The sequence below is a fragment of the Mycobacterium sp. E1715 genome (genome assembly GCF_001667625.1).
In the GTDB taxonomy this organism is placed as follows: Bacteria; Actinomycetota; Actinomycetes; order Mycobacteriales; family Mycobacteriaceae; genus Mycobacterium.
The window spans coordinates 1-12,725 of record NZ_LZJJ01000113.1; the positions used below are offsets into that span (position 1 = coordinate 1).

Annotated in this window: 10 protein-coding genes and 1 pseudogene; 2 read left to right on the forward strand and 9 right to left on the reverse strand. The window is 70.6% G+C overall.

What is annotated here, in order from left to right:
• From A9X03_RS06005 to A9X03_RS06030, 6 genes are all read right to left on the reverse strand, one after another.
• A partial coding sequence (locus tag A9X03_RS06005; RefSeq protein WP_067756763.1) for a class I adenylate-forming enzyme family protein occupies positions 1–1,505 on the reverse strand: 1,505 nt, incomplete at its 3' end.
• Positions 1,506–1,565: 60 nt separating this feature from the next.
• Positions 1,566–2,342: a crotonase/enoyl-CoA hydratase family protein gene (locus A9X03_RS06010; RefSeq protein ID WP_067756766.1), complete on the reverse strand. Its 777-nt coding sequence runs from the start codon at positions 2,340–2,342 to the stop codon at positions 1,566–1,568.
• Between the two features lie 107 nt (positions 2,343–2,449).
• Entirely contained in the window at positions 2,450–3,859 is a 1,410-nt protein-coding gene (locus A9X03_RS06015) for a wax ester/triacylglycerol synthase family O-acyltransferase (protein ID WP_067756769.1), read from the reverse strand.
• 44 nt (positions 3,860–3,903) lie between these two features.
• On the reverse strand, positions 3,904–5,085 hold the full coding sequence (locus A9X03_RS06020; RefSeq protein ID WP_068018042.1) for an alpha/beta hydrolase: 1,182 nt from the start codon (positions 5,083–5,085) through the stop codon (positions 3,904–3,906).
• Between the two features lie 188 nt (positions 5,086–5,273).
• Positions 5,274–5,942: an SAM-dependent methyltransferase gene (locus tag A9X03_RS06025; protein ID WP_067756775.1), complete on the reverse strand. Its 669-nt coding sequence runs from the start codon at positions 5,940–5,942 to the stop codon at positions 5,274–5,276.
• A 223-nt stretch (positions 5,943–6,165) separates the two neighbouring features.
• Positions 6,166–7,002 carry an alpha/beta fold hydrolase gene (locus A9X03_RS06030; protein WP_197498954.1) on the reverse strand — a complete coding sequence of 279 codons (837 nt, stop codon included), beginning with the start codon at positions 7,000–7,002 and terminating at the stop codon, positions 6,166–6,168.
• Positions 7,003–7,079: 77 nt separating this feature from the next.
• Between A9X03_RS06030 and A9X03_RS06035 the strand changes: the two genes are divergently transcribed.
• Positions 7,080–7,979, forward strand: a complete 900-nt coding sequence (locus tag A9X03_RS06035) for an alpha/beta hydrolase (protein ID WP_067756778.1) — start codon at positions 7,080–7,082, stop codon at positions 7,977–7,979.
• Between the two features lie 7 nt (positions 7,980–7,986).
• Here A9X03_RS06035 and A9X03_RS06040 read toward each other — a convergent pair whose 3' ends face one another.
• Genes A9X03_RS06040 through A9X03_RS06050 form a run of 3 tightly spaced genes read right to left on the reverse strand, consistent with a single transcriptional unit; the run spans position 7,987 to position 11,487 of the window.
• A complete protein-coding gene (locus A9X03_RS06040) occupies positions 7,987–9,291 on the reverse strand; it encodes an amidohydrolase family protein (protein WP_068260122.1) in 1,305 nt (434 codons plus the stop codon).
• Positions 9,285–10,475: a CoA transferase gene (locus A9X03_RS06045; protein WP_068260125.1), complete on the reverse strand. Its 1,191-nt coding sequence runs from the start codon at positions 10,473–10,475 to the stop codon at positions 9,285–9,287. Before A9X03_RS06045 ends, A9X03_RS06040 begins: the two co-directional genes overlap by 7 nt.
• Before the next feature lie 16 nt (positions 10,476–10,491).
• Entirely contained in the window at positions 10,492–11,487 is a 996-nt protein-coding gene (locus tag A9X03_RS06050; protein WP_068260130.1) for a MaoC family dehydratase, read from the reverse strand.
• A gap of 18 nt (positions 11,488–11,505) precedes the next feature.
• Between A9X03_RS06050 and A9X03_RS06055 the strand changes: the two are divergent.
• Positions 11,506–12,664: pseudogene (locus A9X03_RS06055) on the forward strand (acyl-CoA dehydrogenase family protein).
• The last annotated feature ends 61 nt before the right edge of the window (positions 12,665–12,725 follow it).

The following is a 12,725-nucleotide window of genomic DNA, read 5'->3' on the forward strand; positions in this document are numbered from 1 at the left end:
TGGTCGGCCGGCGCGGCACGCAGTGCACCTAAGTCTTTGACGATCTCGCGGCGCAGCACCTTGCCGGTCGCCGTGGTGGGCAACTCGTCGCGAAACACCACGTGGTCCGGGGTGCGCGAGCCGCGCAGGCTCTTGCGGACGTGCTCGCGCAGCTCCTCGGGGTCGGGATCGATCCCGACGGCCGGGACCACGACGGCGACGATCGCCTGTCCCCATTGCGGGTCCTCCACGCCGACCACGGCGACGTCGCGCACGTGGGAGTGCTCGATGAGCACCTCCTCCAGCTCCGCCGGCGCGATGTTCTCGCCCCCGCGGATGATGGTGTCGTCGCTGCGACCGCTGACGAAAAGGTAGCCGTCCTGGTCGAGCAGGGCGACGTCGCGAGTCGGGAACCAGCCCTCGTCGTCGAGCACCGAGCCGATCCCGGTGTAGCGCCCCGACACCTGCTCGCCCCGCACGAACAGCTCACCGGGTTCGCCGGGTCCCAGCACCTTGCCGTCCTCGTCGCGGATCTGCAGTTCGATGCCGGGAACGGGGCGTCCGACCGACCCCAGCCTCTTGGCGACGTGCGCCTCCGCCGCCGAGTGCGCCTCCCGGTGGTCGTCGGGCCCCAACACCGCGATCGTCGAGCTGGTCTCGGTCAGGCCGTAGGCGTTGACGAAGCCCACGTGCGGCAGCAGCTCCAGCGCCCGGCGCACCAGCGGCAGGCCCACCTTGGAGCCGCCGTAGGCCAGGTTGCGCAGCGACGTCAGCTCGTGACCGCCGCTCTCCAGCACCGTGACGATCCGATCCAGCATGGTGGGCACAACCGTCGCGGTGGTCACTCGCTCGGCGTCGACCAACCGCACCCATTCCTGGGCGTCGAAGGTGGGCAGGTAGACCATCTTGCGCCCGGCGTACAGGTTGGACAGCGCGGCGCTGACCCCGGCGATGTGATACGGCGGAACGCAGATCAGTGCCGCCTCGCCCGCGTCGGCCGATTCGAACTCCACTGTCCCGGTGACATAACTGGTCAGGTTGTTGTGCGAGAGTTCGACGGCCTTGGGCTGCGACGTGGTGCCGGACGTGAACAGGACGATCGCGACGGACTCCGGGTCGGGGAACTCGGCGGCCGGCTCGGCACCGCGCGCCGCGGTCAGAAATTCCTCGGTGGTCATCAGCCGCGGCGACGCCCCGCCCAGCATGTCGCTGTACCGGCTGTCGACGACCACCAGCGGCTCGGGCAGGCGGTCGATCAGCGCCTGGATGCCGTCGGCGGACAGCCGGTAGTTGATCGGCGTGAAGGCGACCCCGGCGCGCGCGGCCGCGAAGATGAGGACCGGGAGCATGGCGCCGCCGGTGCCCACGTACGCGACGTGCCTGGCGCCGGATCCGGCGATCACGCCGGCGCCACCGTCGGCCAGGTCGCTGAGCTGCTGCGTCGTCAGCCGCACGTCGCCGGAGACGACCGCCGTGCGATCGGGGTTGCTCGACGCGGCCATCTCGAGCAGCAGCGAAATGCTCATCCTCGATCTTTCCGATTCCCCAACGGTTTACAAATCTAAGCCATAGTGTAACCCGGCCGCTCAGCTGCCCGTCCAGCGCGGTGGGCGCTTCTCGGCGAAGGCGATCGCGCCCTCCTTCGCGTCGTTGGACGCGAACACCGGCGCCAGCAGCTTGTTCTGCTCGGCGAACATCTCCTCGGGGCTCCAGCCGCGGGACTCGACGATGATCCGCTTGGTGGCGGCCACCGCCAGCGGGCCGTTGGCGGCGATCTTCTCGGCCAGCGCGATCGCCTCGTCGAGCGCCTTACCCGGCTCGGCCAACACGTTGACCAGCCCGAGCGCGTGGGCGCGCTCGGCGGGCAGGTTTTCCCCGGTGAGCGCCAGCTCCATCGCGATGGCCGACGGGATGCGCTGCGGCAGCCGCAGCAGGCCGCCGCCCCCGGCGACCAGCCCGCGCTTGACCTCGGGGATGCCGAAGGCCGAGTCCTTGGACGCGACGATCAGGTCGGTGGCCAAGGCGAGCTCGGTGCCGCCGGCCAGCGCGTAGCCCTCGACCGCCGCGATCAGCGGCTTGGCGGGTGGGCGCTCGGTGAAGCCCATGCCCCGGCCCGCCACGATCGGCAGCTCGCCGCGCGCGAAGGCCTTGAGGTCCATGCCCGCGCAGAAGGATCCGCCCGCGCCGGTCAGGATGCCCACCGAGAGACCGGCGTCGCCGTCGAGCCGATCGACGGCCGCGGCCAGGCCGTTGGCCACCGCGGCGTTGACCGCGTTCTTCGCCTTGGGCCGGTTGATCGTGATGATCAGGATCCGATCCCGCTGTTCGACCAGGACTTCGGGTTCGTTGGCGTCTTCGCTCACGGCCGCACAGCTCCTTCGGGTAGGGGTGGCTGCTTATCCGAGAAGATCGTAGCGGTCGACGGAAATGGCATTGGCACCAGTCGAGAGTCCCGTTTCCGGGATAGCCCTCAGGCTGGCGCCATCGCGGCCTCGACGACCGTCAGCTCTTCGGGAAGCCCTGCGGCCCTGCGTATTTCGATGAAGTCGGCGACCATGGCCTCGGTCACCTCGTGCGGGTCCTTGAGCGTGGCGCCGTCGGACAGCACCGAGATGTTGAGCTGGTCCACGTAGCTCCACACGGTGATGTTGAGGCCGCTGCCTGCGGTCAACGGGCCCACCGAGTAGATCTCGGTGACCAGCGCGCCGCCCACCCGGCCGCGCTCGCGCGGACCCGGCACGTTGGAGATGTTCAGGTTCAGGATCTTGTTGTGCCCGTCGCGGCCGGACGCCCACCGGAAGAAGGCCTGGGTCGGCGCGGGCGGCATGTAGGCCGCCCAGCGGCTGACCAGCTCAGGCCCCATCAGCTGGTTGCTCTCCTTGGCGGCGATCGCGTTCTCGTGGCTGCACTGCACCCGCTCCAGCGGATCGTCGGAATCGGTCGGCAGGCCCACCAGCACGCCGGTGAAGCGGTTGCCGGAGATCCGCTCCGGCGAGAAGTCGAAGCTCATCGGCACCGACGCCAGCAGCGGAACGGCCTCGCCGTCGTAGCGCAGCTGCAGAGTGCGCAGCGCGCCGGTCGCCATGGCGAGCACCATGTCGTTGATCGTCGCTCCCAGCCGCTTCCCCGTCTCCTTCACATCGGCCAGCGCCAGGGTGGCGGTGGCGAACCGGCGCTCCGGGGTGATCTTGTGGTTCATGAAGGTGGGCGGAGGTTCGAACGGCCGGCTCAACTCCGGTGACAGCTTGCGTGAGCTGCGGCGCACCCGGCCCAGCCCCTGCGCGGTGTAGCGGATCGTCGACGGGATCCGCCCCACGTGGCGCAGGTGGTCGGCGAACGCCGAACCCATCAGCTGCCCGGTGGTGGGCGGCGGGTCGGACACGTACGGCCCGCCCTCGGGTCCGGGCTGCAGGTCCATGCCGCGGGCCATCAGGTTGGCCGAGGCGACCCCGTCGGCGAGCGCGTGGTGGATCTTGCCCACCACCGCGATCCGGTTGTTCGCCAGGCCTTCGACGAAGTACATCTCCCACAGCGGCCGGCTGCGGTCCAGCGGCGTGCTGGCGATGCGCCCGATGGCCTCGTCCAGTTCGCGCCGGCCACCCGGAGCGGGCAGCCGCCATGGCCGGATGTGGTAGTCCAGGTCGAGGTCGCAGTGCTCCCGCCACATCGGGTGGTGGAGCTTGAAGGGGATCTCGACCAGCTGATAGCAGAACGGTTCCAGCTTGCCCAGGCGGCCGCGAATGACTTCGCGGAACGCGTCGATGCCGAAGTCAAGACGATCGGAATCGAGTTCGATCACAGCGGCTTTGATGGTGTGCATGTGCACGTTCGGCGTCTCGCTGTAGAGCAAGACCGCATCCCACCCGCTCAGCCGTTTCACCGCTGCCCCTTACCCATAAAGGGACCATACTCAGCGGCGGCGGTTCAGATAACCTCTTTGGCCGCGTTTGTCTTGGTGCGGTAAACCTGGTTGAGGAACAGCGAAGTCGCGTGCGCCGCGGCGCCCGCCCGTTCCCCGTCGACGAGGTCGTACCCGTGGCCCGCGCCGGGCAGCTCCAGGTAGCCCACCATCGAATGCGACACCGCCCGCATCCGGTCCACGAAGCTGCGCGCCTGCTCGACGGGAATGACGCTGTCCCTGCTGCCGTGAATCACCAAGAACGGCGGGGCATTTCGATGCACACGCGCCATCGGGGACGCGTCGCGGAACACCTGGGGGTGGCGGTCCATCCTGCGCCTGACGACGACCCGCTCCAGGAAGTCGACGAACCGGTCCCGCTCCGGGGTCGACCGATCCTCCCAGTCGTAGCGACCGTAGATGCCGACCACGGCGTCGACCGAGGTGTTGGCGCCTTCGGGCAGCTTCGCGTGGTACTGCGGGTCGTCGGGGGTGAGCCCGGCCAGTGCGGACAGATGGCCGCCGGCCGAACACCCGGCCACGGCGACGAAATCGCGGTCGCCGCCGAACTTGTCGACGTTGGCACGCGCCCACGCGATCGCCGTCTTGACGTCGACGATGTGCCGCGGCCAGCGGTGGTGCGGGGCGACGCGGTAATCGATCGCCAGGCAGACCCAACCCTGCTCCGCCAACCGGGACATCAGGGCCGAGCCCTGACCCATGGCCTTGCCGTGCACCCAGGCGCCGCCCGGCACGAAGATGAGCACCGGCGCGGGCTGCGCGGGCAGGTCCTTGCGGCGCCACACGTCGAGCACCTGCGCGGGGTGGTCCCCGTAGTGGACCGCGCGGCGGTGGAGGTAGCGGCGCTGGCGCATCGCGTCCCAGATCGGCGGCGTCCGTACCGCCGCGGGCCATTCCAGCTCCAGGTCGGCGGCCGACACGATGCCCCGCAGCGCCGCGACGGACACGTCCTGAATGCTGACGTCATCGCCGCGCAGCGACTCGGCGGCTTCCTTCGCCTGACGCGGCTTGGTCATGCCGGAGAGGAAGTCGGGTGCGTGCCGGGCGCCCCAGATGCCCATCGCCGTGAGGCCGCCCAGGGGCTCGAGGTGCTTGCCGACCACCGGCAGCGACGCACCCGCGACGCTCAAGGCCAGCGCGTAGTCGCCGGGACGTGCCCGCAGCAACCATTTCGCGCACGAAGTCATACTCGGCCTCCTTGCCGTCGTGTGAGGGCAGCGTACCCCCGGGGCCAGGTCCGAAACTGACGTTTGCGTCGACCCATCATCCGGCGTCGGAAACACGCTGGGGCTGCGGTTGCCGTGTGCCGATTTGCCGTGCTCGCGGAGACGGCGGCGTTTGCCATTCGACCAAGAGACGGCCGGCCGCGACACGCTCACATGGACGCCAGACACGCGATTACGCGATCGCCGATCAGACGGAGACCGGTCAGCGTCAGACCGACCTGCGCCGCGAGCGCCGCGGCGCTGTCCACGCCGACCGACGCCCACCGAAACCAGGGTCCGACCTCGCCCGCTGACTCCAGCCGGACCCAGCGCGCACGGATGCCGATGTTCTCGGCGTCGAATTCGGCGACGCACCGCCCGCCCCGGGCCAGCAGCTCTGCCGCCCGTCCCAGGATGCGGCACGGGTCTCCGCCGAGGCCGACGTTGCCGTCGACCAGCAATACCGTCTGCCAAAGACCCATGCCGGGCAGCGGGTCGAACACATCGCCCAGCAGGGCCGGCGCGCCGCCGCGTCCCGCCAGCCGAATCGCGGCGACGGAGCGGTCGATGCCCAGGGCCGGTATCCCCCGCTGGATCAGCCGGGCCACCAGTCTGCCCGGGCCGCAACCCAATTCGATCGTCGGCCCGGTGCACATCTGGGTGACGGCTTCGTCGAAGACTTCGTCGAAGGCGTCCTCAGATCCATCACCGGGACATACGTCGTCGGGACATCGCACCCCCAACCAGCGGTGCGCCGGGAGCGGCCGCAGCTCCCCGTCGTCGTGGCGAATCCAACATCGCTCGCCGCCGAGTGCCTGATCGTAGAGATGACCCAGCATTCACGTCCCTCGCGTCCTGCCCGCCCGGGCGGTCCACGCTCGGTCCCGGTGAGGGACGTTGCGACGACGAAACGCTGACGCGTGCCGCGCTCGCCAGCATTCCACCGATACCCCGATCTTCGTGCGGCTAATCCACCGCCTTTGGGCTACGCGCCAGGGCGCGGAATGGTTCAGTCCCGCCGGGGATTCGGCAGAACTCCCTTGCCACACGCGTTCTCGCGGATCAAGCGGGGGCGCCGAACAGGAAGGCCTCAAGTACGTCGTTGACCCGGGCGGGGTCTTCCAGCGCCGCCAGGTGCGCGATGCCGTCGAGCACGCGAAACGACGCACCGGGGATCGACTCCGCCATGGCCCGAGTCTCCGCGACGGGAAAAGTGGCGTCCTCCGCGCCGGCGACCACCAGGACCGGGGCCGCGATGGTTCCCAGCAGCGCGTGCTGATCGGGCCGGGCGGGGACCACGCTGCGGACCGCCCAGCGGGCCGAATCGATGTCGACCGCCCGCAGGCCGGCGCGCACGGTCTCGACCACGTCCGGCCGGGCGCGCAGCGTCGTCGGGCCGAGGAAGGCGCGCAGGGCCGACCGCGTCAGGGGCGGCCGGATGCCGCCCAGCAGCGCCGCCGCGCGCAACATGGCCGCGTATTTCGCCTTCTGAACGGCGCCCGCCTTCGACGCCGTGCAGTTCATCAGGACGGCGCGGTCGAGGCGATCGGGGTGCAGCGCCGCGAACGTGGCGCCGATCATGCCGCCCCAGGAATTGCCGACGAAGTGGGCCTTCTCGATGCCGAGCCCGTCCAGCAGGTCGACGACGCAGCTCGCGCAGTCGGTGAACGTGAAGGCCGACCGGAGCGGCTCGCTGCCGCCGTGGCCGGGCGGGTCGATCAGCACCAGGCGGTGGCTCGCCCCGAACCGGGCGGCCTGGCCGGACCACAGGTCCCCGGTCATCAACAGGCTGGGCCACAGCAGCACCGCGGCGCCGGTGCCCGGGCTGACCTGCACGCGTATCTTGCCGAGCGCGGTGTCGACGAACCGCGCAGCGAGCCTCGGGACGTTCCCGGTCACGTTTGCCTCCCATGTCCGACCCCCGCATATCACTGATAGCAGGCCGCGCGGTTTTCCGCGTCGGTGATACTGATGCGGTGCCGAACGCCGATGTTCACCCTGACCTGCAGCGGATCGCCCGGTTCGCCCCGCGCCGACTCGTCGGTCCCCGCACGCTGCCGCTGATGCGGGCCGGGATCGCGTTGCGCAGCCGCCTCAGTAAGCCCGTCCGCGATGTCGAGGTCATCACGCTGGGTTCGGGGGCCGGCGTCCGGCTGTTCCGGCCGGCCGGCGTCGCGGGACCGGCCCCGGCGCTGCTGTGGATCCACGGCGGCGGATACGTGATCGGCACCGCCGAACAGGACGACCGGCTCTGCAGTGGGTTCAGCCGCCGGCTGGGCATCACCGTCGCATCGGTGGAATACCGCCTGGCGCCCGAACATCCGTACCCGGTGCCGCTGGAGGATTGCTATTCGGCGTTGACCTGGCTGGCGAATCTGCCGTCCGTGGATCGGTACCGGGTGGCCATCGGCGGGGCCAGCGCCGGCGGCGGCCTGGCCGCGGCCCTGGCGCTGCTCGCCCGCGACCGCGCCGAGGTGAGCCCCGCGTTCCAGCTGCTGACGTATCCGATGCTCGACGACCGCAGTTCGGCCACCGCCCCCAGCTCGAACTATCGGCTGTGGGACAACCGCAGCAACCAGTTTGGCTGGTCGGCGTATCTCGGCGACGCCGACCCGCAGGTCGCGGTGCCGGGGCGGCGCGACGACCTGAGCGGGCTGCCGCCTGCCTGGATCGGAGTCGGCACGCATGACCTGTTCCACGACGAGGACCTGGCGTACGCGGACCGGCTGACGGCCGCTGGGGTGCCGTGCCAGGTCGAGACGATCCCGGGCGCCTTCCACGGCTTCGACCTGATCGTGCCCAAAGCGCAAGTGTCGCAGCGTTTTTTCGACAGCCAGTGTGCAATGCTGCGCGCCGCCCTGGCCACCGCGCCGTGATCGCCGATCACATCGAGAAGTAGACGAGTTCACCGCCGATGATGGTGGCTGCCACCATGCCTGCGTCCAGCTCGGCCAGCGCCGTCGCCGGCGGCTCGCTCAGCACACAGAGGTCCGCCAGCTCTCCGACCGCCACGGTGCGCGGCTGGCCCGGCCGGTCCGGCCGGCCGAGGAACATCGTCAAAGCCTCTCGGGCGGAGACACATTCGTTGGGGTTCAGCACGGCGCCGCTGACAGTGGTGCGGTGGACGGCGGCGCGCATCGCCGTCCAGGGGTCGCCGTGGCCGAACGGCATGTCGGTGGACAGGGCCACCGGCACCGTCGCCTCCAGCAGGGAGGCCACCCGCCACAGCTCGGGTTGCTCGGCGGTGGGGACGTCGGCGAGGTAGTGGTCGCCGCGCTCGGCAACGAGGTTGGGTTGCGTCACCACGGTGACACCCAGCTCGGCGAGGTCGGCCACGTTGTCCTGCGGCACCACGGCGGCGTGCTCGATCCGATCTCGTGGATGGCTGCCGGCCGACCGCAGCGCGGCGATGGTGACCACCAGCTGGGCCGCGGTCACGCAGTGCACGGCGACGGGCCTGCCCGTGTCGTGGTGGTCTCCGATCCAGTCCGTCAGGGCGTCGAGGTCGAGGCGGTCGTCGTGCAGGATGATCTTGCCCGGGGACAGGAAACTCGGTCGTGGCCGGAACTCGCCGTGCCGGTGCGCCACCACGAGTGACACCATGTCGTCGGCGTCGAGGTCGGGGGTGGCGTCGGTGACGCCGGTGACGCCGGTGGCGGTGATTCGCCGGCTCAGCTCCGCCAGGTCGCTCTCGCGCCGCTGCAGCAGGTCCGACCAGCCGTGGTCCGCGCTGCGCAGGCGCCCGTCGGGATGTTCGGAAAGCCCAATCCGGCCCAGCGCCTCGGAGTTGAGGATCCACAGCACCCCGCTGCGGTGCTGAATGCGCACCGGGGCGGTGCGCACCATCGCGTCGAGCGTGTCCCGGTCCAGATCGCCCGCGACCGCCTCGTGATAGCCGATGGCGCGAATCCAGCCGTCGGGGCCCGGCGTCGCGTTCGACAGCAGTTGTGCCAGTTCGTATTTGGTGCTGACACCCGGTGGCCCGACGAAGAACGAATCCAGGGCCGAGGCGGCCGAGCGCACGTGCACGTGGTGGTCGTGCAGGCCGGGCAGGACGGTGCCCCCACCGGCGTAGAGCACGCCCTCGCCGGTCTCGGCGGCCAGCCCGTCGCCCATTTCGTCGATGCGGGTGCCGAACCGGATGTCGGTGGTCGTCCCGTCCAGCAGTGTCGCGCGACGAATCAGCATCGCCGGCAACTCCTTTCGGCCACGATCCGGCGCACGGCCTCGTGGTCGGCGCCCAGCCGTGCCGACCGGCGGGCCGCCTGCGGAACACGCGGGGGCGGCGCGGTCCGGTTCGACACCGACGCCTGCGTCGGCAGTGCCGCGTAACCGGCGGCGACCGCGGCCATCGCGACCTCGATCAGTTCGCCGCCGCCGCGGCCCAGCGAATCGGCGACCAACCGCGTCGCCTCCAGCCCCGTCAGCGGATCGGCGATGGCGTCGGCGCAGAACACCGGTCCGTCGGCGGCGACGCCGACCAGGCCGCCGGCCACCGCGGCGTCGTCACCGAACCCTGGCCTGGCGCCGTCATAGCCGGTGATGCGCAACCAGATTCGCCCCTGCCTTGGCTCGATGTCGTGCGGCCCGAGGCGGCGCCGCGTCAGCGCCGCGGGCCGCGAGCCTTCGATCACGATGTCGGCGACGGCAAGCAGCTCATGCAATTCGTCGGCGTTGGTGTCGAAATCGACGCAATAGGAGAGCTTTTCACCGTTCATCCAATGGAAGAAGGCCTGGTTCCCGGCCCGGGTGCCGTCGGGTCGGCGTGGGCTTTCGACTTTGACGACTGTCGCCCCGGCGCGCGCCAGCAGCTGTCCGCAGAGCGGACCGGCCCACATCGAGGACAGGTCGGCGACCAGCAGACCGCCGACGTCGCGCGCCGGCCCGCGGGCGCCCCACGGTCGGATCCGCGGCGCCGCGGCCGCGGCCTCGCTCAGGGCGGCCGCCGGGATGTCGAGCAGGGCCGCTCGCTCGACGACCGCGGAGCGGTGATGCGTTGCCGCCCAGTGCCGCACCGCCGGCCACGGGTCCGCCCCCACGTCGTCGCTCTGCACGAGGGCGGGGACGGCGGCGACGTCGTCGGGCCGCGACAGCGTGATCGCGCACCAGCCGTCGGCGGCCGTCAGCAATCGGGTGGCGCCCCCGGCGGAGACCCGGCCGCCGCGGGTCAGGCCCAGCAGCGCGGCCCGCCCGGCCAGCAGGTCGGCGGCGTCGACCGCGACGCCCAGCCGCTCGCCGACGGCCGTTGCCACCCGCCGGGCGTGCGAGAGCACGTTCGCGCGGGAGAAGTCGGGCGGCCCGCCCGGCAGGCCGGTCAGGTAGGCCAGCCCGCTGCTCCCCCACGTCGACGTAGCCGAGCTCACGCCTCCCATTGTGCGCGTGGCGGTCCTAGAACTGGAGCGCGCTGAATCGCCAGTCCAGCACCGCACGGTCCGGCTCGCCCGCCGCGTAGACCAGCGACCGCAGCCGCAGCACGCCACCGTGCCGGGTCGGCTCGGCCGACTCGACGTGCAACTCGCTGTAGACGGTGTCGCCCTCGTGGACGGGACCGGTGTGATCGCAGGATTCCCAGCCCAGCACCGTAACCAGGTTGGGCAGCAGCCGGCTCGCCTGCGCGAGAGCCAGCCCGATGGTGTGGCCGCCGTACACCAGCCGTCGCCCGCCGGCCCGCGAATCATGATGGGTGGCGGCGATATTCAGCGTGAGCCGGGCGAGCTCCGGGGCGCTGCTTACGACGTCGCCGGTGCTGTGCAGCACCGCACCGGCCAGGCCCGGCTCGAAGTGGGGACCTGGCACCTTGTTCCGGAAGACCTCGCCGTCCCACTGCGCGGTCGGGTCGACGTCGGGGCCGGGCGCATCAGCGCCGATGGTGGACAGGTCGTCGTGCGGCGCCTCGTCGGGCCGCCAGTCGGGGCCGGCGGGCAACATGCCGCAGCGGTAGAAGTCGAGCACCAGCCGGTCGTCCTGGTCGACGGTGGTCATCCGCAGCGCCGCCATCCCGGTCGGAGCGCGACCCGGCTTGGGTGAGTTCGCCCGCAGCCCAACCACTTCCGTGCGGGTGTACAGGGAGTCGCCGATGACCGGGAACCGGTGAAACGCCAGGCCGCGGTAGAACAGGTTGGCCTTGACACGCTGGGTGGCCAGCGTCGACTGCCCGATCGCCACATCGCAGACCAGCGCCGGATGCGCCAGCGGGGCGGGCAGGCCGGTCACGGCGGCGCACAGCCCGGCGTCCAGGGCGAGCCGCAGCCGATCCCCCACGATCGCCTGGTGCGCCGCGGCCAATCCCGAGGACAGCGTGATCACCGGCGCCCAGTCGAAGACCTGACCGACGGAGAGGTCGTCGAAGTAGGGCCCGCCCTCCCGTACATGCGCAAAAGTCACGGGGCCAATATGGCACACGTGAGAAGTGAGCTGAACGACGAAGAAGAGATGCTGGTCGCCACGGTGCGGGCGTTCATCGACCGGGACGTCAAACCGACGGTCCGTGAGATCGAGCACGCCAACACCTATCCCGAGGCGTGGATCGAGCAGATGAAGCGGATCGGCATCTACGGCCTGGCGATTCCCGAGGAGTACGGCGGTTCGCCGGTCTCCATGCCGTGCTACGTGCGGGTCACCGAGGAATTGGCCCGCGGGTGGATGAGCCTGGCCGGGGCGATGGGCGGGCACACAGTGGTGGCAAAGCTGCTGACGCTGTTCGGGACCGAGGAGCAGAAGCGGGCCTACCTGCCGTCGATGGCGACCGGCGAGCTGCGGGCCACCATGGCGTTGACGGAGCCGGGCGGCGGCTCGGACCTGCAGAACATGACGACGACGGCCCTACCCGACGGTACGGGCGGCCTGCGGATCAACGGCGCCAAGACGTGGATCAGCAATGCGCGGAGGTCCGATCTGATCGCGCTGCTGTGCAAGACCGATCCGAACGCCGCGCCGCGACATCGGGGCATCTCGATCGTGCTCGTCCAGCACGGCCCGGGCCTGACGGTGTCGCGAGACCTGCCCAAGCTGGGCTACAAGGGCGTCGAATCCTGCGAGTTGTCGTTCGACGACTTCTCCGCGCCGGAGTCGGCGGTGCTGGGCGGCCGGATGGGCGAGGGCTTTTCGCAAATGATGAAGGGCCTGGAAACGGGGCGCATCCAAGGTCGCCGCCCGCGCGCTGGGCGTGGGCACCGCGGCGCTCGAGGACGCGCTGGCCTATGCGCAGCAGCGGGAGAGCTTCGGGCGGCCGATCTGGAAGCACCAGTCGGTGGGCAACTACCTGGCCGACATGGCGACCAAGTTGACCGCCGCCCGTCAGCTCACCCGCTACGCCGCCGAGCGGTACGACGGCGGCGAGCGCTGCGACATGGAGGCGGGCATGGCCAAGCTGTTCGCCTCCGAAGTGGCGATGGAGATCGCGCTGAACGCCGTGCGGATTCACGGCGGCTACGGCTACTCGTGCGAATACGACGTGGAGCGTTACTTCCGCGACGCGCCCCTGATGATCGTCGGCGAGGGCACCAACGAGATTCAGCGCAACGTGATCGCCGGGCAGCTCGTCGCGCGCGGTGGCATCTGAGTCCGAATGTGCGGGCTTGACGCCCTGGTGTGCTGTATATTTGCCTGACTTCTGGCACCAG

Coding starts and splice junctions, on each gene's coding strand:
- A9X03_RS06045 (WP_068260125.1), bottom strand. CDS start 10,475: ATGGGAGGCGTGAGCTCGGCTACGTCGACGTGGGGGAGCAGCGGGCTG.
- A9X03_RS06020 (WP_068018042.1), bottom strand. CDS start 5,085: ATGACTTCGTGCGCGAAATGGTTGCTGCGGGCACGTCCCGGCGACTAC.
- A9X03_RS06040 (WP_068260122.1), bottom strand. CDS start 9,291: ATGCTGATTCGTCGCGCGACACTGCTGGACGGGACGACCACCGACATC.
- A9X03_RS06025 (WP_067756775.1), bottom strand. CDS start 5,942: ATGCTGGGTCATCTCTACGATCAGGCACTCGGCGGCGAGCGATGTTGG.